This window comes from Microbacterium sp. NPDC055665, from assembly GCF_053618035.1.
Window position 1 is genome coordinate 12,871 of record NZ_JBSHGY010000017.1, and the last position, 25,182, is coordinate 38,052.

Here is a 25,182-nt window from a genome sequence, read left to right on the forward strand (position 1 = left end):
GCTCGCCCACAAGGTGGACAGCGGGACCCGACCCCGCTCCCCCGCCTCGCCGCCTTCGGCGTGCTCCCGGGATGCTCCTGCGTCGCGCGCTCGTGGGGGCAAGCCCCCTACTCGCAGTCATCGTCCGACCAAGCCGGACTAACGGCCACCGGGCGACCCGTGCGGCCTTCGGACCCTCTGGGGCGTTCGACGGCGAACACCCCACTCGGGGCACCCCTCGTGCGAAGAGTTCGTATCGACGCTGCTTCGCAGGTCTCTTCTCCTCTTCGCTGAGACGAGGCTTCGCCGTCTCATGTCTAGTTCTCGTGTTCTTCGTCGCTTAATGCGACGTTTCCCTCTCACTCCGTATCGAGGAAAACCAGAACCCAAGAACGACGCACAAAGGGCATTAGTAATGAACGAGGTATGCTCCTGATATGCACGCTCCGCTCACACAAGCCCGCGCAGCGGGTGTGGCGTGCGTTGAGAATGCCGTCCACGCGGGCGGTGGTGTCCGATGATGACCGCGTCCGTGATGTCCGCCGGCGATGGCTACCTGTACTACACGCGCAGCATTGCCACCGGCGACGCGCAGCGCACCCCAGGGACGCCGTTGACGGACTACTACACCGTCGACGGCAACCCTCCCGGGGTATGGATGGGGGCAGGAACTTCGCTGCTGGGCGTGTCTGGAGAGGTGACGGAGGCGCAGATGAAAGCCCTGTACGGGGAAGGGCTGCACCCGGACGCGGACGCGATCACGGCCGACATGCAGGCAGCTGGAGCGCTGCCCGCGGAGATCAAAGAAGCAATCTCTCTGGGGCGGGCTTACTACCAGTACGACGCGAAACACCCCGAGTTGCGCCAGGCCATCGACAAAGCCACCACAGAATTTCACCGCCTTCACGGGCGCAAGCCGGACAAGGTTGAGCGGCACCAACTTCAGATGCGCGAGGGGGCGATCGCCTTCCGTGAACGCCACGGTCGCCCGCACCTGGACAGCGAAGAGCTCAGCAAGTACGTCAGCTCCGCGATGAAGGCCGACCAGCACGCCGTCGCGTTCATCGACCTCACTTTCTCCGTCCCGAAGACCGTCTCCGTGTTGTGGGCGATCGGCGATAGGGACCTTTCCGCGCGAATCGAAGCCGCGCATGAGCGGGCGATCGCACACACCCTGCGGTGGATCGAGAAGGAAGCCGTCGCGACCCGTGCCGGCACCAACGGCGTCCGTCAGATCGACGTCAAGGGCGGCGTCGTCGCGACCCGGTTCCGTCATTATGAGTCCCGCAACGGTGACCCGCACCTGCACGACCACCTCAACATCTCCAACAAGGTGCAGGGCACGGATGGGAAGTGGCGTGCCCTTGATTCGCGGCTACTGCTGCGCTTGAAAGTCGCCGCATCCACCGAGTTCGACAAGCAGCTCATGATCGAACTCGATCGCGAAGGAATCGGCTCCGAGACCCGTACTCTCGTCGACGGGAAGACCCCACGCCTCGAAGTTGCCGGTATCGATCAGCGCCTCATCGACACGTTCTCCACCCGCCGCGACGAAATCCACAAAGCCACACAACCACTGGTTGACGGGTACATCGCCGAGCACGGACGCGCACCCTCCCAGGACGCCCGCATCAAGCTGTCCGCCCAGGCATGGCAGGACACGCGCCCGAAGAAGGACACCGTGCGGTCGGTCAGCGCAATCCGCGCGGAAGCCCGCTCCCGGGCGATCGCCGCGACCTCTCCCGCCTATGTCAACGCCGTCGGGAACACTGTCCTCACGGCGACCCGTCGCGCCCGAAATGTTGCTCATGACCTAGCGCCGATCGATGTTCGCACCGCCACCGCCGAGATCATGCGGAACGTGGAAGCCGCCCGCGGCACCTGGGGATACAACCACGTCAAAGCCGAGATCGACCGGTACACCGACGCCCACGCCTACCGCCGCTACACCCTCACCGACAACGGCGTCACCCAAGAACTCTCCCGCGAGCACGCCGAGACATTCTTCCTCCACGCGGCGCTCACCCACGGCTCGATCCCGGTCACCCCCGAGCACGTCCACGGACGCTTCCAACCCCTCATCCGCGCCAGCGACGACGGCAGCGTCTACGTCTCCAAAGCGCGCACCCTCTACACCTCTATCCGCGTCCTCGAAGCCGAATCCCGCCTCCTCGAAGCCGCCCGCACCACCTCCCCCACACCCGCGGCTGTCGATGCCGACACCTTCGCACAGGCGCTGCGCGACCAACCCAACAGTGACTACGCGCAGGTGCGCCTCGCCCGCGAATTCGTCACCAACCGCACCCGTCTCGTCGTCGGCGTGGGCCCCGCTGGTGCCGGGAAGACCCGCTCCATGAAGCTCGCCGCCCACGCCGTGAAACTCGCCGGCGGCCGCATGATCGGCCTCGCCCCATCCAAGCCTGCAGCCGACGTCTTCCAACGCGACGTCGGCGTGCCTGCGTTCACGATCGACGCGTTCCTCACCGCCCACCGCATCGCCGCGGCCGAAGGCACGCCCGTCCCCGCGCAGTACCAAGTCAACGCCCGCGACGTCGTCGTCATCGACGAGGCAGCCATGGCCACCACCACCCACCTCGACGAAGTGACCATCATCGTCGACACCGCCGACGGCTACACGCGCCCCCTCGGCGACGACGGACAGAACGCCGCCGTCGGGGGCGGTGGCGCCTTCCGTCTCATCCGCCGCGAGGTCGGGGCGGTCGAGCTCGAAACCGTCTACCGGTTCACCAACCCTGAGGAAGCCGCAGCGTCCCTCCTCCTGCGTGAATCGGCTCCCAGTATCGACCCGTTCGCCTGGTACAAGGACAACAACAGGGTCATCGCGGCTACCCAGGACCGCATCGGCGAGGTCCTCTTCACCGACTACGTCGCCGACCTCGCCGCCGGTGACGCATCAGTCATGATGGCACCCACCAACGCGCACGTCGACGAACTCAACGGCCGCGCCCAAGCCCTCGCCATGCTCGAAGGACACCTCGTCCCCGGCGCAACAACGACCCTCCGCGATGGGAACGACGCGTATGTTGGCGAACGCATCATGACCCGCCTGAACACGCCCAAGCTGCGTACCGACGACGGCGCCCACACTGTCACCAACGGCGACGTCTACACCGTGAACCAGGTGCACCCTGACGGATCGATCACCGCCAGCCACGCCACCCTTGGCTCCACCATTCATCTCCCCTATGACTACCTGTCCGAGCACGCGCACCTCGGATACGCGTACACCGTCAACCAGAAACAGGGCGACACGATCGGCGGGAAGAACGACTTCGACCTCCAGATCGACGGGCACGCCCGCGGCATCGTCAACGGCACCACCGCCCGCGCGAACGCCTACGTTCTCGCCACCCGCGGCACCACCAGCAACACCTTCTACGTCGAAATCGAACCCGGCCAGAACCCCGACGACGTCCTCGCCAAGATCGCCTCCAACGCCGACACGAACCTCGCAGCGCATGAGATGATCGACGTCGAATCCGACCGTGTCACCGACTTGTCTCGCCTCATCGACGAGTACAACGACATCACCAACCAGGCCAACGCGAAAAGGTTCGAGGCCCTCGCCACCCGCGCCCTCGACGACACACACGCCCGCACCCTCACCGGCTCCGCCGGTTGGGAAGCCGCAGCGGCCGGCCTCGCCCGCGCCGAAAAGCTCGGCCTCGACCCCGCCCACGTCCTCACCGAAACCTGGAACCAGCGCGAGTTCAAGACCGCCGACGACGTCGGCGCCGTCATGTCCTACCGGATCGAAGGCCACCTCAAGCGCATCGTCGACGAAGGCACCCTGGAACCGCTTCCCGAACTGGGCGCAGCCACCGGCCGGTACGAGTGGGCGGTCGATCGCACCGCCCTGGCTCACCCCGACGTACCCGAAGAGTGGCGTGCCGAGCTCGGCGACCGCAACAGCTACATCGATGACCGCATGGTCCAACGCGGCGTCGACCTCACCCTCGAGCAGCCCGAGTGGACCAAGCAGCTCGGGCCTGTCCCCGAACGTATGGACAAGCGCGTCGAATGGATGGAACTCGCCGCCGAAATCGACCTCTTCCGCACCCGCTACAACATCCCCGAAGACAACCCCACCGCGATCCCCGAGTCGTTCCGCGATCACGAGACCGGGAAGAACCTCGCCGATCGCGTGACAGACCTGCACAAGGCCACAACCATCCGCAAGGTAAAGGGCACCCATCGAGATGCAGACCCGGCAGAGCAGCTCGCCGCGGCCCAGAAGATTGGAAGGCGCGTCGACGCGCGACGCCCCGTCGCAGACGCCGAGAAGGCCGCGGCCGCCCTCAATCCCGGCCGCTCTGCGTCGCTTCCCAAGCATCTCGCGGATCTCCCAGCCCTCATCAGCAAGAACGCTCAGGCTGCCAGTCAGGCCGCCGAGCGTGCCCGCACGAAGAGCGCCGGCAACACGAAGGACGTGGACCTCATAACAGGATTCCAGACCGCTGACGAGCCGACCCCCACCGTCCAGCAGCGAGGTCCACGCCTGTAGCGTCCCGGGCAGCCCATCGGAAAATGGGCGCATGCCCTCCGCGCTAATGTCCTGAGTCCATGAGACCCGGAACCGTCAGGAGACGGCGAGAATTGCCTGGCTCACGAGCTGCCAAACGGCGTATATGAGCACCACAGGTGCCAGATAGAACGTCAGCAGGATCGCCCACCATGGCCCGTCTACGACTCCTCGTGCGATCCCTCGCACCATTCGCTCCACCCACCGCACGCCTACGAGTCCTTCGAGCCTCGTCTTGTACCACCAGTTGACAGCAGCGAGTCTCCGAGACGGGCCCAATCGGATCAGGTCGATTGCAATCCAGAACCAGTATCCGTAGGCGACGAATGCGACGAGGGTGAGCAACATCGACCACAGTTGGCCCATGAGCTGATACATGCCATCGGATGATCCCCAATGATCGTTGCCCATCGCGATGATTGTGGTGAGGAGCAGGCCCCCAAAGAACCCGAGGAATCCGAGTGCAATCTTGGCAAGGCCCACCACATGGCGACCGAGCACCGAACGCTCGGCCAAGGGGCGGGGTGGTTTCAGTACCGCGGCCACGCACAGGTGGATGAGCACGATAACCAAAGACGCGGCGAGGATGAAAACAAGAAATACGTTCGCGGCGATGTCGCCCGATGGTTCCGCCAACGTGGAAGTTTCAGTTGCAACCGCGGCACCAATGCTCCACTGGTGAGTTGAGAATGCGAGAGGGTTCACTTGGGCGAAGCGCCCGTCTCGTGATTCTCGCTGTCGCGCCCCAGCTCGTCTGCGAAAGCTCTGGTGATCGTGGCTTCATCGGGGAGCGCCCTTTGCGCGTCCTCGGTCAACTCGTACCGGCTCACAGCGACCGGCTGAGTCGTTGAAGCGAGTGCGTATCGCACCACAGTGTCGTTCTTGCCCGCAACAAGAAGGATCCCCACGGTGGGCCGGTGTATGTCCCGGATGCGCAGACGGTCATCGACGACGGCGACGTAGAAGCCGAGCTGCCCGGCATCGCGTGGATCGAATGTTGTGGTCTTCAGCTCAATGACCACGTATCGCAACTGCTCGACGTGGAAGAACAGCAGGTCGATGTAGAAGTCGTCACCATCGATATCCAGGTGAACCTGGCGGCCGACAAACGCGAACCCGGGCCCGAGCTCGCGCATCGTGTCCAGGATCCGGTCGACCATGCGCTGCTCAAGCTCACGTTCGGAGACATTGCTGTCGACGGCAAGGAACTGCAGCGCGTACGGATCCTTCGTAAGTTCCTGTGCCTGATCTGAGTCGGCCCGCTCAAGGGAGCCGACGAAGTTGCTCGGAGCTGCCGCCTCCCGCTCATGCAACCGGGTCGTGATCTGGTGGGCGAGCACAGACCGGCTCCACCCGTGATGAACATCCTTTGCCGCGTACCAATCTCGTAGCTTCTGATCGCTGAGTTTGTCGAGCAGCTCGATCACATGCCCCCATGGCAATTCGCCAACGGGGCGTTGGCGAATTGTGTCGAGGTCTGGCCAGGCCTCCGAGAAACGTCGCATGTAGCGAAGATTGGCGGGGGAGAATCCTTTCATCGTCGGGAACTCTGCCCGCAGATCGCCAGCGAAACGCTCGAGAACACTCGTTCCCCACGCCTCCTGCGACCGACGAACGCGAATCGTCTGACCGATCTGCCACCACAGCTGTAGGAGCTCAGTGTTTGCCTTGCGCTGGACGCGTAGACGAGCGGCGTGGACGTGACGCTTCAAATCCTCAAGCGTGGATGCGTAATCGTCGGGCATGAGTTCGCTCATGGATCCACCGTAGCTACCGCGGTGACGTTGGACCTTGTTGAGCCAGTCCCGTCCGCGCGTCGGGAGTACAAGCCGCAGGCAGAGTCGGCAAGGAGCCTAGCTCCGATGGCTTGAGCAAGAACACGAATGGGGTGAGGCATCGACGATGCCCGACCCATTTGTACGAGTGTTAGTCGTTCTCAACTGCCTTCGTGTATCCGTCACCCGGGCGGTGAACCGACCATTATCATGGGCCATCTCGCGGCCCGTGGGGCCGTCCCAGGGGACCTTCGGAACGACGGCCTTGAACAGGCCGAAAGCGTCCAATCGGGCGAGTGTGGGCCACAGAGAGAGCCTCCGCGATAAGTCTCTCGGAAAAGAACCTGGCGGCACGCGCCACGCACCTGCACAAGTCCACCGCGATACGAGCGCCCGAGGTACGCACCGCCCCGTCAACACCGCCGAACAGCTCGCGGCAGCGGCAAGGATCGGGCAGCGCGTCGACGCCCGCCGCCCTGTCTCCGACGCCGAACGGGTTGCAGGTGCTCTCGGCCCGGGCCGCCCAGCAGCATTCCCCAAGCGACTGGCTGAGCTTGAGGGTCTCATCAGCCGACATGCCCCGGCAGCACGCGAAGCTGCTGAACGTGCCCGCACGAAGGGTGCCGAGCGGGTGAAGGACGCGGACCCCGCGACAGGGTTGCAGACCCCTATTCAGGAGCGCGGCCAGCGTCTCTAGCGACCCGAACCGATTGGTGCCGCCTATCGGCCCGCGCGATCGCTCGATCTCACGCGCAAATCGAACGCGGGGTCGTCCGCGAGCGCTGCGATAGCACGCATTCCCGCCGAATCATGTCCCTGCACAAACCGCCAGTTGCCGATGATGTACAGCCGCTTTTTCGCGCGGGTGAGAGCAACGTTCAGGAGCTTGGCGGCGCCGACAGCGCGCTCGGAGCCATTGAGGTCCGCAGTCCCTACCCACCGCACGCGGGCGTCCTGCATGAGGTCGAAAATCACGGTGTCGAACTCGCGGCCTTGAAACTCATGCGATGTTCCAGTGGGGACATCAAGTCCGGCGGAGGAGAAATCCCGCGCCATAGCACTTGCCTGAGGTCGGTACGGAGTGACGTAACCCACATCCGTTTCGATGAGGCGCGCGGCTATTGATACGGCGATCTCCCGAGTACGGGGGCATTCCCAACTGTTCCCCCGTGGTTGCAGGGACGCGTCAGTGATCCCCGATGTGTCGAGAAACACAATCACCTTTGCACGATCCGGTGGGTCGGCCTTGTGGCTCTGCAAGAGCCCGTCATAGCAGAACTCATTGACCGCTCGAGCGATGACGGGTGGGTACCGGTACTGGATGGAGATCGCGACACAACGAGGGTGTTGCTCGGCTGTGGCGCGGTCAGTGACTCCTGCTAGCGCAAAAATATCGGACACTTGCCATCGTCGAATATGCTCCGTGACGTCGTCGGTGCTGTCATCGGCTTCCGCGATGGGGGCGTTTTGGAGGAAGTCCCCAACCACGGCGAGTGTCGTGTCAGCCTTCGCGGCCGCGATCAGCAGAAGCGATGCCTCGGCGCTGGCCGATTCATCGATGATGACAACGTCGAATCGGCGTTTTCTCAACGTTGCGTTGGTGATCAGCGCAGTCAGCGTGGCTGCGATGACCGGAGCTGACCCGAGGAGCCCCACTTTCGTTTGCTGGTACTCATCGTTGAGCCGATCGCGACGTCGTTCGATCTCGGCGAGCTCAAGGTCCAACATGCTGACGACACGAAGCGATTCGTCGTATTCGAGGGCGAGAGCCCATTCGCCGCCTTCTTTCGCCTGCCGTACGCGGTCGTCAAGGTCGTCCGTGTCGCCCACGATTTCTCGGAGCGTCCGCACCTCTCGCGCTAGCTTCGTGACGTCGTCTTCGGCTTTCCGCAAGCGGACCTCGAGACCCTGAACTTGCGCCTCAACTTTGGCGAGACCGTGCCCGCCGCTGGCGGTCCGACCCACCTCGAGGGTTGCGCGGTCGAGTTCGAGAGCCCACCCCTGGGCGGCGGAATGAGCTACTTCGAGGTCGCGGAAGGCATCGCCGCGAGCCTCCACGGCGCGCGACAACTCCAGACTTGCCTGCGCCTGAGCCCGTAGCCGGTGTTGGCGAACCCATGGGAGCACTCTTGTGATTGCGGCACTGAGACGGACGTTGGTCACCTCAAGCACGGCTCTCGCCGTCTGCTCAGAGGCAGATGTTCTATCCACCCGCGCGCGTCGCTCATCGTGAACTACCTGCCACTGGGCCAGTGCCCCACGCGCCTGCGACACTCGCTGATTGGCGGCCTTGCGAGCCTGAGCAAGTTGGCGGAGCTGTCCCAGCTCCGCAACACGCTCATCGTGGGAGCGGGTCACTTCCTTGGCTCGCTCTTCGGCTGCACGGAGCAACTGTTCAATGGCAGTCAACTCATCCCACACGGGCAATGCCTTTTGCAGTTGCCGGATCTGGTCCACGTTCACCGCCCTCGCCGCGATCTCTTCACGGAGGAACAGCTCATGCCTACGAACAGGATGTGCGTGGTTGCTGGCGAGTTGAGCGTCGATCTCTTCGAGTTTCTTCGCCTGATTCGTGATAACTGCGGCCGCGCGATCCACACGCAGAAATGGGTGCTCCTGCACGGAACGTAGAATCTTGCTCGGGTCGCTACCGACCTGGCGCACGACTCGGCCCGGAGTGACAACACCTAGTTCGTATCTCGTGTCATCGCCTATGAGGCTCTCGAGAACATTGTCCACAGCAACGTTCGTATGGGAGGTGATGAGCACGCTCTGACCCGCATCGATCGCTGCCTTCACAGCGCTCGTGATAACGGTGGTCTTGCCCGTGCCCGGTGGTCCCCAAACAAAGAAGCCACCCGGAGTCGTCATCGCAGCTAGAGCTGACCGCTGGCCCTCATTCAACGCCCGATCCAGGGGAAGATAGGCAGGGCTCCACCCGCGTAGCGGCGTCGACACCGAGGACCAGAGCTCTTCGGCTCTTGGGCCACGGTCCAATTCCTCCAGCGCCTCGCAACGCTTCGTCAGAAGGTTAAACGGGCCAGGGTCAACGCGGAAGACATGGACCGCCGTCGCCTCCCGCAACGCGGACGATGCCTCTGGGGGAACCTCGAGCTCCAGCATGCCTTCGGTCTTGGAATATGAGCGAAAAGACACGACATGGCGATTCTCAATCCTGTCGACGTCCAAAGCAGCATCGACAACGAAGTACGCCATCTCGTTCCAAGAGACCTTCCGAGGAGCGCCAACGAACACGCGAAGTCGGCGAGTCCCACGGATCGTCTGTATCTGACAGGGTGCCGGAGAGACCATAATTTTCTGGCTCGCGCGGATCTCTCTGTCTAACGACGCCCACGCTGCAGCTTTCGCCTGAGAATGGATCTGCGTCCAGGACGCCCCCATCGGACGGTCGGTCGTCGCAGGAGAAAGCACTCGATCACCCTATTGCCCAATAGGACGACCGCGATCCAACATCGGACGCGCTGACAGGCGTAGGCGAAGATAGGAACACAGCCCCCACACTGGTGTGCTTGCATCGGGGCGGCTTATCGGCGGGCTCTACCTTTGGGTGGCGTCTCGGATCTGTGTAATGGCTTGCAGGCGACGCAGCGCATCAGGCGAGAGTGCGGACCCGACTCGGTTCCCTTCTCCTGCCGGATACAGAGGACGCTTGCTGCGCACGATCTTCGAGTTGTTGAGGTCTTTGACGCTCCGATAGTGCTGGAGGTGCAGCTTCGATTCCAGCGTGAATCCGCCGTGCAGGGCAGGGAGGATGCCGCCGCGGTTTCGGTTGGTCACCCAGCTGTATGGCGAGTCTTCGATGAGGTGATAGTGGATGGCGCGGGTGAGGCACGCAGCGATCCAGTCGGCGAACTGGATGTTGGAGCTCAACGCGCTATCGACGTGCATCGGGGGTTCGATGATGCGTCTCATCTCGGGGTGATCTGACGCGCGGCCAAGGATATGGCTGTACATGACCGGCAGCCGCTCCGCCCGTGTCTTCTCGTTGATCTGATCGATGACCACCATGACGTTCGACTGGGTGTTGTCCGCGTGGCGAGCGATGCGATTCAGCGTCTCCTGCATCGCTGACGTCTCACGAGCGGTGGTATCCAGCTTCGTCTGTCCAGGTGTGCCCAGTGGCTTCTCATCGGCGTAGAAGAAGACATGTCCGCCGAGGGCTCGAAGCTGCTCGATGAGGCCGTTGAAGGCGCGGATCTGGTTAGGGAATGTCTGATGGGAGTCGCGTCGGAAGATGCTCGCGCCCTTGCGTTCCCAGCGTCCGGGGTGCTCGGCTGCCGCGATCTCCGCCTTGAAGAGTCCCCGCTTCACGAAGTTGAACTTGGCGCCGAAGAGACGGGCCTTGTCGGCTGGGATCACGAAGCCGGCGTAGCCGAACGCGGGACTTGTGTTGAATCGGGGGTGATCGCTGCTGATGAACGCACCGGTCTCGCCGATCTCGTCGATGTAGGCCAGGAGCACGCGACCCAGTATCCCGTACAACGCAGAAACCCACGCCTAGGCGTGGGTTTCTCGAATCGGCGCTCGGGGAACTATTTCATCCCTAGCTACCGAGCAAGAGTCTACCCGCGTGAAACGAATGTGTAAATCTCGGACATCACCGCTATCTTCTTTCGACTGCTCGTCCCGCCGCCGCGGCCGCAGCGCGTTCGCCGTCAGCATGATAACGGCCGTACTTACGGTGTTCGCGCCGCTGCGTGCTATCGATTGGACATGATGAACACAGTACTGACGGAACGCATCCGAGAGCTCATTGAGCGGATCGATATCAACCCGGATGTTTCCGTGGCTCTAGAGGACGTGGCAAGCGTCGACGAATGGACCATGGCGTTGACGGGTGGAGGACTTCCAGAGCTGTGTGAGACATTCGCCACTGGTGTGCACTCACTCCTCACTGCGCGCTACCCAGCAACGCTGCCGTTCCCCTACGCGCGGCTGCCTCTCATTGCGGCTCATGAGGGGTGGTGGGACGACAGCGACGGGATCCCCCGTTCGGCTGCGCTTCAGATTCTCGAGACCGGTGGCGCCGGTCCAGCTGCCGCACTGCAGGATCCCCACGCACAGTCCGCGCTTCTGAGGGCGATGGTGGAGACCACGATCGCCACGATCCGCGCGGCGCACGATCATCCGACCTACAGCAACTGATAGAAGGTCAAGCCACGAAGCCGTAGGGGTCTTCCGCACCCTGGAACGGACGCCAGTGGGGGCGGACATATGACGTCCGCCCCCACTGGCGTCCAAGGGCTAGTTCTTCTCAACTGGCTTTGTGTCATCGGCGACCCAGGCCGTGAACCGGTCATCGTCGTGGGGCATTTCACGTTCGGTGGGGCCATCCCAGGGGACGTTCGGGACGACGCTCTTGAACAGGCCGAGGGCGTCCATCCGTGCCAGTGTGGGCCACAGGCAGCGTTCGTGCCATTCGACGAGCGCGAACGACGGGATGGATGCCTTCTTCCGGTAGGCGGCGGCGTGGGCGACCATGAGAGAGGTCAGCAGCTCCACGGCGATCGGGTGCCGGTACCAGTCCGCGACGAGCTCGGGGATTCCGTTCTTTGCCGGCGATAGGTACTGCAGGTAGCGGCTTTCCAGCCAGCCCACCCATTCGTACAGGCGGTGCCACAGCTTTGCACGGGCGTCCGGGGGGAGCATCGCCCAATTCCACGGTCCGTCAGGGGTGGCGTTGAGGAGTTCACGGAGACCGTCGAGCTGCTTCTCATGTTCCTCCAGAGCCTCCCCCTGGGCGGTCAACGCCGTATGGAGATCGAATAGCATCTTCTCAACGCCAACCGATTCCGACTCTCCCCCGACTTCTCCCGTCGACGGGTCCACGGCCGGGTCATCGTGCCCCCAGACATCAGCGGGCGGGGCGTCCTCGTCGGAGGGTCCCGGGTAGTACGTGTCGGTCATCGTGGCGCTCCTGCCAGGGTGTCGGTTCGTGGGTGGGTCTCGTGGTGCTTGCGCTGCGCTGCGGCAGCCCAGTCGAGCGAGGCCTGGTACTCGCTGCGGTGTGGCGATCGCCACCACGGCGGGAGGGTGATGATCGCCGGTGGCTGGTTGCGGTAGAACATCACCGCACGGCCGGTGCGCAGGGTGCGGATCTTCTCGGGGGCGAGGACCTGCTTCGACCAGCCCTGGCCGAGGTGGTCCAGGGTGCCGGCGAGGGTGGAGAGCTCCTGCAGGAAGCGGGCGTCTTTCAGACCGCCCATGACGAGCAGCTCGGTGGCGTTGTTCAGGATCGTGGTCGCCTGCTCCTGCCCGTACTTTGCGAGCAGTTGCGTGTAGTCCTGCAAGATGATCGTGGGGACGATGCCTTCACCACGGCCAGTGGACATCAGCTCCGGCAATGCGGGGATCGCGCACACGTTCATGGCCTCGTCGAGTACCAGCTCGAGCGGGGGCACATGCGGGCCGTGCAGCGTCGCGGCCAGTGACGCGCTCCGGTAGAGGGATTCCACGAGCGCGGTGAAGATCGGCGCGGCCGGCGACCCCTCCCCCTTACAGATCAGGTACAAGCTATCCCGGGTGCCGTGGTGCGCACTGGTGTCCACCACGGCCTCTCCGGGCAGGGGGCACACGGCGTCGAGGAACTTCTCGATGGTGAACACGTTGAGGATCCCGGACGCGGTCATCTCCGTGGAGGACACCGTTTCATCAGCCTTCCCCCGGCAGTACTTGGTGAGATCCGCGACCCACCGGTGGTTCGCTGCGGGGTGGGTGCGGAGGATCTCGTAAGGGGTGTCGTCGTCAAAGTCGGACATCCAGTCCATGACGTCCCGCATACTCTTCCCGGACACTGCGGCCGCGTGCAGCATGCACTGCAGGATGATCGTCGCGGCCGTGTTGAAGAACCCAGTATTCGTCGAATCGGCACCACCCGAGGGGCGGGCGGCCACGATTCCCGCGGCACGTCTCACCGCCATCTGGTCGTCCTCACACCCGACAACGATGGGCCACTTCACCCGGTTCTTCCCCATCCACGGGACGAGGCCCTCCGGGTCGAACGCCATCACTCGCGAGAACGGATGCCGCATCTTCCGTACCCACCCGGTCAGCTGCAGCACGTCGGGTTTCGTCGACGTCGTCACGATCGCGCCCTGTGCACGGAGGACGAGCTGCACGACCAGGCGCACGGTCTTGCCCGCACCGGAGGCGGCGATCATGATTCGGGTTTCTTCGAGCATGTCGGTGAACCAGCGGATCCCGAAGAACCCGAACCACCCGATCCGCCCCAACGGTTCCGAGGCTTTCGCCGTGAGGGGGGCGCGCTTGGGCTTGGAGCGCCACCACACCACGAACCGGAGGCGGAGGATGGAGGCGCGGCCGTCGGACTGGAGCGTCCCCGCGATCGCGAACACGGCCCAGGCGAGGGCGGCGGTCGCGGCGAGCATGATGAACGCCCACAGCTGCGTCGATGAGGGGAATGGGACGCCCTGCATGGCCTGGGTGAGTAGCGCCGGGATGGTCCAGGCGTAGTCGGTGACCCCGGTGGGAGTGAAAATGCTGGCCAGGTGCACCGCGGCGGGGATCCCGACGTTGAATAGGGTGATCAACGCGAGGGCGAGGGTGCCCAGGCGGATGAGGAGGTGCAGCATGGTCAGGCAGCCTTCCGGTTCCAGCGTTCGTTGGTGTCGTGGAGGTGCAGTTCTGCTTCGACGAGGGATATCTGGACGGAGATGCCGGTCGCGTCTTGGATCTTGATCAATGCCTTCCCTGCCCCGGGGGGTGGCTTCGGGCGGCCGGTGCGGGATCTGCGGGCACGGAACGACCGCGGCGATCGCCACGAGGCGACCTGCCGGCGTTCTTCGTCGTTGAGGGAAACCGTGGTCTCATCGAGCGCGTCGAGGGCGTTCTTCGCCATGCCGAACATGACGATCATGCCGGCGTTCTCCGCGAACCCGAGCGCGATCTCCCGGTCTTGCCGCGTGGGAAGTTTCAGGGGGTCCTTCGGGGAGTGGGTGACCATTGCGTTGCCGACGCCGTCGGTGCGGTTGGTGCGGTAAACCTGGTCGACGATCTTCGCCATGCCAGGGGCAAGGCTCATCGGCTTCCACAACTCGTCGCCCACGACGAACGGGTTGCTGAAGTCGACCAGGCCCGCGCAGTGGAGGTCCCACTGGGCGTCGATGGCGCTGAAGCTCATCGCCCAGGTGGCGATCATCACGCCGGCGAGGACCTTGTCATCGGCGCGGCGCATCTTCGACAGGTCGACCGAGAATCCGCCGGGGTTGCTGAGGTCGATGTGTACGGTGGTGGGCCCGTTGAAGATCGTCCCCATTGGGCCGTGCAGCACGGCCCGCAGCGTCTGCAGCAGCCGGCGGGCGGTCTTGCGGTATTCGTTCTCGGTGCGGGAGACCGTCGCGGCCATCAGGTGGGGGTGCCCGTTGGGGTTTTCGAGCAGCTGCACGAGGTCGACGAGCTGCGCGCCCTCGACCTGGTCGTGGATGGCCCGCACGCCCACGGAGATGAGGGTTTCTTCGACGTCTTTCAGAGCGCGGCCGCGCACGAGTCGGCACAGGGCGAGGACGAGCGTGGTGGCCTGATCGAACGCGAGCCCCCGCAGGAGTTCTGCGATTTCCGCGCCGGTCTGTCCCCCATCGGGGTGCTTCGGGTCTTCCACCCACGCGATTTCTGCGATCCGGTCGGCGGCATCGCGGAGCACGCTCCAATCCAACGGGTTGATGGTGCTCTTCCCCGGTGCCACTTCGATGACCTCCCCGCCGAGTGCGCGGATCAGCGCCGAGTACTCGCCCTTGATGTCGCCGGCGATCAGTGGCGGGTGGCCGCGGTCGGCGAGCCCCAGCAGCCACCGCATGACGAGGGTGGATTTCCCCAGCCCTGGGAGCCCGTAGATCATCACGGACGGGTTGGAGAGAAGCCCCGCCTCGAACCAGCTGATGGGATCGCAGTACACCAGCGACCAGTTCACCAGGTCAGGCCCGAGCGGGACTCCCAGTGCGGGGCGGGCGGAGCCGACGCTGAACGGGTACAGGCCGCACACTTGCACGGACGAGGAGATCCACGTGGCCAGCTGCGGCATCAACCCCCATCTGCCGCCGTTCTCACCGGCGTACCCACGCGCGGTGGCGGGTTGGGGCTTCGCGAGAAACGTCGCGGGGACGTTTCTCTTCTGCTGTGAATGGTCCAAGCCGAGTTCGCGGTTGTGACGGCGATCGCGGCGTTCCGCCCGTTTCATCGCCCGTGTGTATGCACGGTCCTGTCGGCCGCGGGCACGCTGTCGTGCCTGCACCGATTTGTGGATTCGGGATGGCTGGTTGGTGCTCATGTGCCGGGTGTCCTATCGCTTGAAGGGGTTGTCGGAGAACTCCCACGGGAGCAGCCCGAACGGCAATGTCATGTGGAACAGGGCCGCCTGTAGGCCCTTGCTGCGGCGTACCTTCATGCGGGATGCGGTCATCAACCCGAGCATGGTGTTGCGGGCGCGTGCTTCTGATTCGGGGTCGTCTGCGTAGGTGGCGGTGGCGAGCATTGCGAACGGCACGAGGGCGGCGCCGCGGGCGATCTCCTCGTCGAGCTGGGTGGCCAGGCCGATGCTGCGGCGGGTGGTCGCGGTGCGCCGTCCCTTCTGCTGCGCGGCGATGAAGTCTTCGGACCGCACCGCGTTCTCGGCTTGGTTCTGCGCCTTGTCGGCCTTCACCGCCTGGTAGTAGATCGCGACTCGTTTGCGCAGGAACGCCGGGGACGGCTGCAGCAACCGCACCAGGTGGTTGTCGAAGATCATCCCCCGCGGCGGCCGCCGCATCTCTACTGTCTCGGCGACTCCGCCCGGCAGCTGCACGGACCCACGCTGCTCGAGCAGGAATGACGGACCGGCGCCCGCCCAATCCAACTCCACTGTCTCTTCCCGTGCGCGGAGCAGGTCAAACGCGGTGGCCAGCTCCGGGTCGTAGGCCACTTGGGCGACCTCGACGAGTTCCGCCTCGGTCATCGCGACCGCGTTGCCTGCCCCGCCGGCCTCCAGCGACGCTGCATGCGCGGGGAGGCGCTTCGCGATCTCCACCACGACGTCCTGCGCGGTGCCGCCGGCGGCCATCATCCCGGACTTGCGCCACACGACCGTCGCGTACGCGACGACATGGCTGGAATAGTTCGGCATCTCCTCGACGATCGCGTCCATGACCCGTGACGCCACCTCAGGGGCGGTATCGGCCCGGGCGCCGATCACGGATTCCCTCAGCTCGACCCCGGTGCCCGATGCGGAGTCGACGATCACGGACGCACCCACGACACCCTCTTCGACGGACAAGGTCGCCGCCCAGGCACCGAACTTCGCCACCTGGTGGTCGATGAGGTCCTGGTCGTTGGTGCCGTTGCCGTCCGGCTCGCACCGGAACGACACAGCGAACAGCCCCTTGGAGGGGTAGTGGATCACATCGAACGCCTGCCCGTACCCGTCGATGCCGCGCAGCAGCTTCGACGATGCCAACATGCCCGGCAGTGGGGCCGCGCCTTCGTTCCCGGCCAGGTTGGACATCGCCCCGGTCACGTATGCCTCTTCGCCACGGCGGATCCGCCTGGCCAAGTCCCTCTTCTCGGCGCCACGGCGGGCGAGGGTCTTCCCGTCGTGTTCCCACCCGTAGAACAGCTCGAACACGACCAACGCGATGATGAGGCTGATGGTGACGAACATGTTGTTCGCGCGGCCACCGAAGAAGATGATCAACGCGACGCCGGCCGCGAGACCGATGCTGCCCTGCAGGGTGAGCTTGAACACCCCCGGGGACTTCTTCTCAAACCAGCCCGTGAACCCGACCGTCTTCTTCATTGCTTTCCTCCGATGATGTCGTCAATGTCATCCACGGCCTGCCGGGCTGAACGCCCGGCCGCGTGGCTGGCTGCTTGCGCGGCCTGCGTCGCCGCATGGACCCGTGCCGAACGCCGTGACTCCTCCGCATTCCCGCCCCCCGCACCCTTCGGCTTCGGCGCCACAGGGGCAGGCGGCGCGCCTGCCTTACCGGCGGGCGGGTCGTGCGGCGGGGTGGTGTCCCGAGGTGCTGTCGTCGACGCCGCGGCCTCCGTGGTCTGTGCCCCGGAAGGCGGGGTGCCCTGATCACTGCTGAACGTGTCCGCTCCGGAACGGGACGCCGGTGCCGCTCCGTTCTCCGCCCCGGTCGCATCCGCACCCGCTCGCGCGGAGGACCCGCCGTCGGCACCGGTGGACGGACCGCCGTTGCCCGCAGCGGATGCGGCACCGGCATCAGCGCCAGCCTTCGCCCCGGCAGCACCCGCCTTCGCCGCGAACGCCCCCCCGAAAGCGCCGGCGGTGACGACCGCGGCGCCGACGGTGACCGCAGTCTCGGCCGCGGACACCGCCGCGTCGACGGCGACCTTCCCGCCCCACTTCTCCCCCACGGCCTTCGTGTGCGGGGCGATGATGCGCAACAGCGCGGGCATGAGCATGACAGCCAGAAGTTCGAGGACGAGGCCGTACATGATGCCGCCGAATCCGTCCGCGCCACCCTTCAAACGGAACGCGGCCGCGTAGACGAGAGCAGCAGGGAACGGGTAGATCACGAACGCGATCAACCAGGCCGTGATCTGATCGAACGCCGCCTCCGCCTTCTGTACCCCGAGCGTCGCCGCGGACGCGGCGAACGGCCACAACCCCACCAGCAGCACCACCAGCGGGCCACGCATGATCATGATGACCCACTGGATCAAGACGCCGATGATCGCAGCGATCCCGATGATGAGCATGACCCCGGGCGAGATCGCCATCGCCGCCCCGCCCAGGACCGTGGCGGCAATGGCTCCTTCCGGGGTGATCCCTACCAGACTGAGGATCCCCAACGACAGGGCGCGGATCCCGATGTCGGCGGCCGCGATGATCACCGCCCCGGACGTACTCACCAACAGCAGGATCATGAGACGCCCGCCAAGGATCTTGACCTTGTCGGTCCGCAGACGCAGGAACGTCCACCCGGCGGTGATCAGGCCGCCCAACACCGCGAATGCGAACGTGAGAGAGCCGAGGATCTGCTGCAACCACATCGTGGTGCCCTCGGGGGCGGTGATGTCCACCAGCAGTGGCATTGCGATCCACGAAGCGAGGAAGTACATCTCCAGCTGCGCCCACCCGTTCATGAACGAGTCAGCCACCCCCTGCAGGGGTGCGTTCGCGATGGTTTCTGCGACTCCACCGACGAAATCGCCGATCACACAGGGGCCGTCCCACCACTCGCACCCGGCCGCAGCGGCGGTCGGGGCGAGCTCCACGATGAGGTCCAGCATCAGCCGGCCTCAGACCATCGGGTGAACGCGTCCGGGTCCACGGTGATCGGCTCGTGGTCCGGGTGCGGCTGCCCCGAGTCGAGCAGCTCCACCCGCCAATCGCCGTCCACCCACTGCAGGGTGACGGTGAACCCCGTGAACTGACCACGGCCGGGCCAGTCCTCGACCAGCTGGATGCGGGCGGTGTCCGCGGTGAACATCATGACCGTGTACCCGACCACGCGCCCCCACGGACGCGACGCGGCCGGCTGCTCCGGATACTTCTTCGTGACACCCTCGACGGTCTTGTCCTTGCCCGCGTTCGGCACGAAACGAGCATCGAGGATCCGCAGCGCCTCGTCGAGATCCGCGGTGCGGAACGACTGGATCGCGTTCACTGCGGCCAGAGCCGCCCCGACCGGGGAGCGGTCGAAACACTGCGCGACGTCGGCTTCCGTCTTGGTCGGCCCCGCAGTGGCGGACACCGGCCAACTGTGGCCGTGAACGCTCACCCACTCCAGATCCGCCGGCGGATCCACCACCGTCTTCTGCACCTCCACCGCCGGACACGAACCCTCCCCCGCGCCGTCCGACGACGTCGACGCAGCGGGCGCGGAAGACGACTCGGTCGACGTCGAGCTTGAGGGAGACGGGGCGTTCTGGGGCCAAAAGACGATGAACCCGGCGACCAAGACCAGCCCGACGATAAGCACCGGGGCGGCGACACCCGTCCACTTCTGCCCGGGACCGCCCGCGAACGTCGACACGTCACGCCACGGCCGGCGCCCTTCGCCACCGGATTCGTTCTTCTTCGTCTTCTTGCTCATGGTTGCTCCTCGAGGTGACGGTGTCGTGTTCAGCCGAAGGTGAGCGCGGCAGGGAAGAACGCGCCGGCGATGTTGGTCACGAACGAGATGCCGAGACTGGCGACGATGAACCAGAAGAACTTGCCCACGAACTCCTCCAGACCGTTGGACTTGTAGGCGAGGAAGCCCTTGATGGCGAGGAAGATGATGCACGCGAACGCGGCCCACCCGAGCAGCCACATGAAGTTGCCGATGATGTCCGTCACTGGCCCTTCAAGACCAGGGATCGCGGTGGCCACCGCGGTGACTTTGAAGCCGGGGAAGAACATGCCCACGATGTCTTTCGCGTAGGCGCCGATGATCGCCGCGAGCACCCACGCCTTCGCCTTCTCCATGAACTCTTCAGCCTGATTGTGGCGATACGACTCATACCCGACAGAGAGCACGATCAGCAGACCGATCAGGGAGAGCACGGACACGATCCACAACGCCCACCCCACGAACGTGTTGATCGCTTCGTCGACGCCGTCGATCGATTTCGGTGTCGGTGCCATCCCCCACCCGTCCAAGGGGGCGAGAGCGGTGAGGACGTCGGCGGTGTGGATCAGGTCGTGCATGGGGGTGCCTTTCGGTTGGATGTTTCGGGGGTTAAGGTTCAGGGCCGGTCAGTGGTGAGCTGACCGGCCAGGGTGGTGAAGAACTTCACGGAGGTTTCGGTGCTGGTGCCCGGTGCCCACCGCCAGGCCTCCACCCACGGGACCGGGGTGGTCGGGGTCGGGCCGGCGATGATCGTCACCTGGTCCGAGAGCGGCTTCGGCAGCCGACCGGGAGCATCCGGGACCAGCAGCAAGCGCGTATAGGTGCCCGTAGTCCGGGTTTCAGCGAGGGCAAGGCGAGCGGCTTCCAGGCCCGCGTGGTGGGTGCGGGCGACGAGTAGACGGACTGCCTGCGGGTGCGTGGCCGCGCGGGGGGCTTCGTCGGTGTCGCGGAAGCCAGTGGCTTCCGCGATAGTCGTCACCCCGGCGCCATGGTGCGCGGGGACGAGGACCGGAATGGGCCGCCCGCACCCACCGCAGAACGCGCGCTCCACGGGCGACAGCGCCCGGGTGCACCCGTAGCAGGTACGGCCAGGGGCGGGGCGAGGAGCCGTGCGGGTACCGAACATCATCTCCACCCCTTCCCGAACGGGCGTCGTGGTGTCAGGCGTCGCAAGACTCCGCGGGTCGATAGCGTTGAGTGATGCATCTCGAATTTGACGTCGCCCAAAGCGATGACGCCCGCGACGAGGTTCGGGATTTCATGTCTCGTCTTCTCGGGCCACGTTCCGGCCTGCAGATCCCTTCCCTCGCCGATGAACGTCAGGTGGGCGCGGGCAGCAGCCTGATCCTGACCGTCAGAATGAACGGGCACCTGGTCGGTGCCCTGTACGGGTCGGCCGACATCGAGTACGCTTCCCTCTTCGCGAACGCTGGCCGCAGAAGGCTCGGGCGACTGATTTTGCGCCGAGTGTTCGTTGTCCACCAGATCGCGGTCGCCCCCGGCCAGCGTCGGGCGGGGATCGGTCGAAAGCTCCTGGCGGGTGCCTTGCAGGCCGCGACCACAGGTGGCGCCTGGGTAACGGTTTTGTCCTTTGACTCCGCTCACGACGCTCTTCCGAGCTTCTACGAAGCGGTAGGACTTACCGTTTTGGAACCGGGGCAAATCCTTGGGGTGAAGTTTCGTGGAGTATTCCGAATGATCGGCATGTCCCTCGATACCCCGAGAGATGCGTGGGCATTCGTGGTTCTTGACGGTGCTCGTGCAAGGGCACGAGCGCTTCGACGCCATCTCTCCCCCTAGTGAGCTTCGCGGGGGTGCAACGATCATCCGCGACAGCTCCAGGCGGTCGAGAACATCAGCTCCCCAACGATCAAGCCCACCGAGCAAGCGCCGCACCTTCCCGAACATCACACTCTCCTGCTCGTCGAGGTCAGGCGCGGTATGAGCTCAACAGCACCCGGACGGATGGCGACGATGAAACGGTCGGAAATGCTTTCGAGCTGCTCCCCCGCTTCCCGCACATCCACGCCCGGGATGAGCGTTGCAAACACCCGGTGGATGTGAGCGCAGAAGACCCCGTCGGCACGCCCGTCACCCCACACGTACACGTCCGCGTCGGTGGTGTCGGCAACGTTGACCACGCTCGCGGCCGCATCCGCGAACGCCTCGAACGGGGTGGTGCTGTGGGCGCAGGTCACCTGCAGCTGACCGGGGTGGTCATGGCGGGTATCCAACCATTCCTCCAGGCTGATGCCGGCGGTGCGGAACAGCACCGGGTCCGGCCCCACATAGGCGCCCATGTGCCCGTCGACGACGTCGACGAGCCAGGACGGCAGCGGGACCGGCCCCGTGAAGGACTGACGCCAGTTGTCCCCGGTCAGACGCGATCGAACAGGAAGCGCCTGCTCCCAGATCGCCGCCACGGGTGCGGTAGTCAATGACATCAGTCCTCCCCCGTCCCTTACGCGATCGTCGAATCGACGACAGTGGGCTTCTTGATCCGCGACGCGAACACCGCAGACAGGCCAGCCAGCAGCAGCGCGACGCCACCCAGACCGCCCAGCACCGCGCGCTCCGTGTCCGCGCCGGTCTCCGCCAGCGCGGGCTGGGCCCCTCCGTTGCGCTGCCCACCGGTAGACCGCTTCGTGTCAGAGACGGCCGTCGTGGGGGAATCGTCACCGCTCTCCACAACCGGGTCGGCCGTTCCGGGATCGGTCGTCCCCGGGTTCGTCCCAGGATCCGATGTGCCCGGATCCGAGGTTCCGGGATCGGTCGTGCCGGGATCGGTGGTGCCGGGGTCCGACGTTCCGGGATCAGTCGTCCCGGGGTCCGTGGTTTCGGGGTCGGAGGGTTCCGGGTCGGTAACGCCCGGGTCGATGGTGCGCGGGGTGATCTCCGACGTCGACGATGTTTCCGTGGTGTCCGGTGCGGGGGTCGTGGTGTCGGCGGATGCGGGGAGGGCGGCGCCGACTGACAGTGCAACCAGCAGTGTCGACCCGGCAGCGAGTCGGGTCAGGCGAGAGGGCGTGGACATGGGTGTTCTCCTTCGGTTTGGGTTTGAGATGAGGGGCTAGTTCTTGGCCGTGGTGAATGCTGCGAGCTCGCCCGAGGTGAGAGTCAGCAGCATCCCGTCGCTCGAGGTGGCGAAAGGTCGCACCGTGGCGGCCGCGGGGACAGGTTCAGCAGCCCCGTCAACGAGGAGCGCGTCCGTGCCGTTCGCGGTTGCCCCGTACAGGGACGACCCGAGGAACCGGGACGCGACGAATCCGTCAGGGAGGGGCGTGACAGTCGAGTCGGTCAGATCAAGCAGGTGGCCTGCATCAACCCAGACGTCGCCGGCGGGTGAGAGGACCCCGGCGCCGGCGCCGGTGAAACCTGCGACCGCTTCTCCGGTCTGGAGCGCATGCACGCTGGTCGCCTGGGTGCCGCTGGGGAGCGTCCACCCGACAACGACAGTCGTATCCGTGACCGCCCGCACCCAGCCGGTGCGGGGCGTGATCACAGCCCCCGCAGCGGGGGGTGCGAGGACGGCGTCGTGCACGACAGTGCCGTTCGGGGAGGCGACACTCACCCGGTGAGGTGCGCTCGCCCACACGACCGCGTCCCCAGCCACGCCCAGGACGATGGCTTCTGGACGGGGAGAGGCCACAGGGATCTCCCCGGCAGAGGTCACCATCCAGAACGTGCGGTCAGGACCCGTGATGAACAAGGTCCCCGCACGCACCTCCAGTGTGCGCCCTCCCCCCAGCGACAACTGCAGCGGCGCCTTCGCCCCGTCGACCCAGACCAGTGCCTGCGTGTCAGACACCGCCGCGGCCGCGGAGACACCGGACACGAAACCGCTCAGCACGCGCACGTTCGATCCGGAGATCTCCGCAGTCGCGACGACCTCGCCGTCCACGGCGGCACGCCACTGGACCGTGCTGCCCTGGGCGGTCAGGACAAGCTGTCTGCTTACGGCAGCCGCATCCACGCCGCGGACCGACCACGCCGGAGCTGTCGCGTATCCGGGGAGCGTGACAGTCGCCGCAGCGGTCGGCGTCACCGAAGGACGCGGCTGTGCGGTGGGCGCGCCCTGTGCCGTACCCATCGCGATGACAGCCCCGAACACTCCCAAGACCACAACCGCACCGAGCCCGGACAGCGTCAGAACCGTCCGCCGCGATGCCCGTGCCGACAAACGGGACGGAACCAGTGACGGGGCGGCCCCAGAAACCGGGTGCGACTGCTCGGTGTCATCGAAGACCGCCAGCGGATCACGCTCCTCTGTCGGCGCTGTGACCGCGACGTCCCCAGCCGCATCGTCCACCGACTGCGCCGGCGGCACGTCCACGGGCAACTCCGAGTCGGAAGGGATCTCCTCTTCCGGGAGCAACGTCACGGCAGGCGCGGGCACCACGGGAGTGAGGGGGGAACCACATTCTCCGCACGTCCGCAGCCCGGACGGCATCACTTCACCACACGCCCCACATGTCACGGTCAGGACCTCAACCACGGTCGTTGTCCTCTGCGTGGCCGGCGGTAATCGCGACGGTGATTTCGCCGTCGCTCGGCATTTCCTCTGCCTCGTGGGACGGGTGCCCGCAGTCCGATGCCGCCAAAGCGGACATTGCGTCTACCCACGCTGCCGAGGCGTCATACATCGAATCGAACGTGGCCTGGTACGTGGCTCGCGCGACGTCAAAAGCAACCGCGTGCGCGGTCGCTTCGGGGCCAGACACAACTTCCCCGTGGTCTCCGTTGTGGTCAGCAGGGAGCTCACAACACACCTCGAGACCGACGGCGACGCACTCGTTGCAGTCAAACACCGTGCAGTCACCCTCCGTCAACTCGAAGGTGAACGAGCCATGGCACTGCAGCGCGCGGAACTTCGCTTTTGCTCTCGCGTGCCGCTCAGCTGCGGCCCGGAACACCGCGAACGTCACCCGTTCCAGATCTCGTGCCTCCTCACAGTCGGTGCTCGCGACCGACATGGCCTGTCCGTCGTCACCCTGCATCTTCTTCGTCAGGCTCGTGTTCTCCTGTGTGTTGTCAGGCACGGTCGTTGTCCTCTGCGTGCCCAGCGGTGATCGCGATCGCGAGGACCAGCGACATGACCCGTGCGGGGTTGCGGGTCCATCCGGCGTTCTGCAGCGTGGTGGTGATGAGTGTCTGCTCGAGCATGCTGTCCGCTTCCTGTAGGAGCCCGGTCGCCAGCCAGCCCGCAGCCACGGTCATGTCTTCCTCTGTGACCGCACCGCCTGGGGACACAACTGGGCAGGACAGCACATCCGCGGGGGTGACGCCGAAGCGGCGGAGTCCTTCGAGGGCGCCGGAGAGCGCCCCACCCAAGACGAGGGGCCGGTCACCATCGACTGCGACGGTTTGGTACCAGTGGGCCTCGTCCATGACATCGAAGATGCAGAACGTGGTTCCGCGGCCGAGCGCGGTCGTCACGCTCAACAGCCGGTGGGCGGTGTCTCTGTGTCGGATGGTCATCGGATCCCGCTCACGGGGACGAGGCCGGCGAGCTCTCGGAAGTTGTCAGGGTTCTCTTCGGTGAGAACGACGTCGAGGAGCCGGTCGAGAATGAAATCGATAGAGGGAAGCGCCATGAGGGTGCCCTTCTGGGTATGCAGCAGCATCGGTCACCGCTGCAGGGGGTGAAAGCAAGGAGGGGTGCGCGCCAGGAAGGCGCGAGCGTGGGGGTGTTGGGGGTGGTGGGTGCCCCCCCCCAACGGCCCGCGCCAAAACCCCCCCAGGGGGGGGTTTTTTTGGGAAAACAGCCCGGGGGGGGGGGTGTGGTACACCC

At 65.4% G+C, this 25,182-nt stretch carries 20 protein-coding genes; 3 read left to right on the top strand and 17 right to left on the bottom strand.

The window, feature by feature from the left end:
* Positions 1-499: 499 nt before the first annotated feature.
* A complete protein-coding gene (mobF, locus tag ACWGO6_RS18835) occupies positions 500-4,504 on the top strand; it encodes a MobF family relaxase (protein WP_452327638.1) in 4,005 nt (1,334 codons plus the stop codon).
* Between the two features lie 75 nt (positions 4,505-4,579).
* Here mobF and ACWGO6_RS18840 read toward each other — a convergent pair whose 3' ends face one another.
* The 4 genes from ACWGO6_RS18840 to ACWGO6_RS18855 form a co-directional block, all read right to left on the bottom strand.
* Positions 4,580-5,158: a hypothetical protein gene (locus ACWGO6_RS18840; RefSeq protein WP_452327639.1), complete on the bottom strand. Its 579-nt coding sequence runs from the start codon at positions 5,156-5,158 to the stop codon at positions 4,580-4,582.
* 65 nt (positions 5,159-5,223) lie between these two features.
* Entirely contained in the window at positions 5,224-6,279 is a 1,056-nt protein-coding gene (locus tag ACWGO6_RS18845) for a PDDEXK nuclease domain-containing protein (protein ID WP_452327640.1), read from the bottom strand.
* A gap of 738 nt (positions 6,280-7,017) precedes the next feature.
* Complete coding sequence (locus ACWGO6_RS18850) at positions 7,018-9,513, bottom strand: DEAD/DEAH box helicase (RefSeq protein WP_452327641.1); 2,496 nt, start codon at positions 9,511-9,513, stop codon at positions 7,018-7,020.
* Positions 9,514-9,855: 342 nt separating this feature from the next.
* Positions 9,856-10,779, bottom strand: a complete 924-nt coding sequence (locus tag ACWGO6_RS18855; protein WP_452327642.1) for a DUF3800 domain-containing protein — start codon at positions 10,777-10,779, stop codon at positions 9,856-9,858.
* 252 nt (positions 10,780-11,031) lie between these two features.
* On the opposite strand from ACWGO6_RS18855, the gene ACWGO6_RS18860 reads away from it, so the two are divergent.
* Positions 11,032-11,463: a hypothetical protein gene (locus ACWGO6_RS18860; RefSeq protein WP_452327643.1), complete on the top strand. Its 432-nt coding sequence runs from the start codon at positions 11,032-11,034 to the stop codon at positions 11,461-11,463.
* A 99-nt stretch (positions 11,464-11,562) separates the two neighbouring features.
* Here ACWGO6_RS18860 and ACWGO6_RS18865 read toward each other — a convergent pair whose 3' ends face one another.
* The 8 genes from ACWGO6_RS18865 to ACWGO6_RS18900 form a co-directional block, all read right to left on the bottom strand.
* Complete coding sequence (locus ACWGO6_RS18865; protein ID WP_452327644.1) at positions 11,563-12,225, bottom strand: hypothetical protein; 663 nt, start codon at positions 12,223-12,225, stop codon at positions 11,563-11,565.
* Positions 12,222-13,910: a type IV secretory system conjugative DNA transfer family protein gene (locus tag ACWGO6_RS18870; protein WP_452327645.1), complete on the bottom strand. Its 1,689-nt coding sequence runs from the start codon at positions 13,908-13,910 to the stop codon at positions 12,222-12,224. The genes ACWGO6_RS18865 and ACWGO6_RS18870 overlap by 4 nt, the downstream gene beginning before the upstream one ends.
* Positions 13,911-13,912: 2 nt before the next feature.
* Positions 13,913-15,355, bottom strand: a complete 1,443-nt coding sequence (locus ACWGO6_RS18875; protein ID WP_452327646.1) for a hypothetical protein — start codon at positions 15,353-15,355, stop codon at positions 13,913-13,915.
* Positions 15,356-15,613: 258 nt separating this feature from the next.
* Positions 15,614-17,101, bottom strand: coding sequence for an SCO6880 family protein (locus ACWGO6_RS18880; protein WP_452327647.1), 1,488 nt, complete (start codon positions 17,099-17,101; stop codon positions 15,614-15,616).
* Positions 17,098-18,567 (bottom strand): hypothetical protein, encoded by a 1,470-nt coding sequence (locus ACWGO6_RS18885; protein ID WP_452327648.1) that lies wholly within the window; start codon positions 18,565-18,567, stop codon positions 17,098-17,100. The genes ACWGO6_RS18880 and ACWGO6_RS18885 overlap by 4 nt, the downstream gene beginning before the upstream one ends.
* Positions 18,567-19,373 (bottom strand): hypothetical protein, encoded by an 807-nt coding sequence (locus ACWGO6_RS18890; protein WP_452327649.1) that lies wholly within the window; start codon positions 19,371-19,373, stop codon positions 18,567-18,569. Before ACWGO6_RS18890 ends, ACWGO6_RS18885 begins: the two co-directional genes overlap by 1 nt.
* A gap of 29 nt (positions 19,374-19,402) precedes the next feature.
* On the bottom strand, positions 19,403-19,969 hold the full coding sequence (locus ACWGO6_RS18895) for a hypothetical protein (protein WP_452327650.1): 567 nt from the start codon (positions 19,967-19,969) through the stop codon (positions 19,403-19,405).
* A 38-nt stretch (positions 19,970-20,007) separates the two neighbouring features.
* Positions 20,008-20,520 carry a DUF6668 family protein gene (locus ACWGO6_RS18900; RefSeq protein WP_452327651.1) on the bottom strand — a complete coding sequence of 171 codons (513 nt, stop codon included), beginning with the start codon at positions 20,518-20,520 and terminating at the stop codon, positions 20,008-20,010.
* 230 nt (positions 20,521-20,750) lie between these two features.
* On the opposite strand from ACWGO6_RS18900, the gene ACWGO6_RS18905 reads away from it, so the two are divergent.
* Positions 20,751-21,191: a GNAT family N-acetyltransferase gene (locus ACWGO6_RS18905; RefSeq protein WP_452327657.1), complete on the top strand. Its 441-nt coding sequence runs from the start codon at positions 20,751-20,753 to the stop codon at positions 21,189-21,191.
* Positions 21,192-21,298: 107 nt separating this feature from the next.
* Here the strand turns inward: ACWGO6_RS18905 and ACWGO6_RS18910 are convergent, their stop codons facing one another.
* The 5 genes from ACWGO6_RS18910 to ACWGO6_RS18930 form a co-directional block, all read right to left on the bottom strand.
* Complete coding sequence (locus ACWGO6_RS18910; protein ID WP_452327652.1) at positions 21,299-21,814, bottom strand: hypothetical protein; 516 nt, start codon at positions 21,812-21,814, stop codon at positions 21,299-21,301.
* Between the two features lie 38 nt (positions 21,815-21,852).
* Entirely contained in the window at positions 21,853-22,425 is a 573-nt protein-coding gene (locus tag ACWGO6_RS18915; RefSeq protein ID WP_452327653.1) for a hypothetical protein, read from the bottom strand.
* Between the two features lie 36 nt (positions 22,426-22,461).
* The gene (locus ACWGO6_RS18920) at positions 22,462-23,481 is read right to left on the bottom strand and encodes a hypothetical protein (protein WP_452327654.1); all 1,020 of its coding nucleotides are present in this window, start codon (positions 23,479-23,481) and stop codon (positions 22,462-22,464) included.
* A gap of 397 nt (positions 23,482-23,878) precedes the next feature.
* Complete coding sequence (locus ACWGO6_RS18925) at positions 23,879-24,430, bottom strand: hypothetical protein (protein ID WP_452327655.1); 552 nt, start codon at positions 24,428-24,430, stop codon at positions 23,879-23,881.
* The gene (locus ACWGO6_RS18930; protein WP_452327656.1) at positions 24,423-24,869 is read right to left on the bottom strand and encodes a hypothetical protein; all 447 of its coding nucleotides are present in this window, start codon (positions 24,867-24,869) and stop codon (positions 24,423-24,425) included. The genes ACWGO6_RS18925 and ACWGO6_RS18930 overlap by 8 nt, the downstream gene beginning before the upstream one ends.
* Between the last annotated feature and the right edge of the window lie 313 nt (positions 24,870-25,182).

Coding starts and splice junctions, on each gene's coding strand:
- ACWGO6_RS18915 (WP_452327653.1), bottom strand. CDS start 22,425: ATGTCCACGCCCTCTCGCCTGACCCGACTCGCTGCCGGGTCGACACTG.
- ACWGO6_RS18850 (WP_452327641.1), bottom strand. CDS start 9,513: ATGGCGTACTTCGTTGTCGATGCTGCTTTGGACGTCGACAGGATTGAG.
- ACWGO6_RS18890 (WP_452327649.1), bottom strand. CDS start 19,373: ATGAGCAAGAAGACGAAGAAGAACGAATCCGGTGGCGAAGGGCGCCGG.
- ACWGO6_RS18860 (WP_452327643.1), top strand. CDS start 11,032: ATGATGAACACAGTACTGACGGAACGCATCCGAGAGCTCATTGAGCGG.
- ACWGO6_RS18885 (WP_452327648.1), bottom strand. CDS start 18,567: ATGCTGGACCTCATCGTGGAGCTCGCCCCGACCGCCGCTGCGGCCGGG.
- ACWGO6_RS18895 (WP_452327650.1), bottom strand. CDS start 19,969: ATGCACGACCTGATCCACACCGCCGACGTCCTCACCGCTCTCGCCCCC.
- ACWGO6_RS18870 (WP_452327645.1), bottom strand. CDS start 13,910: ATGCTGCACCTCCTCATCCGCCTGGGCACCCTCGCCCTCGCGTTGATC.
- ACWGO6_RS18865 (WP_452327644.1), bottom strand. CDS start 12,225: ATGACCGACACGTACTACCCGGGACCCTCCGACGAGGACGCCCCGCCC.
- ACWGO6_RS18875 (WP_452327646.1), bottom strand. CDS start 15,355: ATGCCGCAGCTGGCCACGTGGATCTCCTCGTCCGTGCAAGTGTGCGGC.
- mobF (WP_452327638.1), top strand. CDS start 500: ATGACCGCGTCCGTGATGTCCGCCGGCGATGGCTACCTGTACTACACG.
- ACWGO6_RS18930 (WP_452327656.1), bottom strand. CDS start 24,869: ATGACCATCCGACACAGAGACACCGCCCACCGGCTGTTGAGCGTGACG.
- ACWGO6_RS18920 (WP_452327654.1), bottom strand. CDS start 23,481: ATGGGTACGGCACAGGGCGCGCCCACCGCACAGCCGCGTCCTTCGGTG.
- ACWGO6_RS18880 (WP_452327647.1), bottom strand. CDS start 17,101: ATGAAGAAGACGGTCGGGTTCACGGGCTGGTTTGAGAAGAAGTCCCCG.
- ACWGO6_RS18900 (WP_452327651.1), bottom strand. CDS start 20,520: ATGATGTTCGGTACCCGCACGGCTCCTCGCCCCGCCCCTGGCCGTACC.
- ACWGO6_RS18905 (WP_452327657.1), top strand. CDS start 20,751: ATGAACGGGCACCTGGTCGGTGCCCTGTACGGGTCGGCCGACATCGAG.
- ACWGO6_RS18845 (WP_452327640.1), bottom strand. CDS start 6,279: ATGAGCGAACTCATGCCCGACGATTACGCATCCACGCTTGAGGATTTG.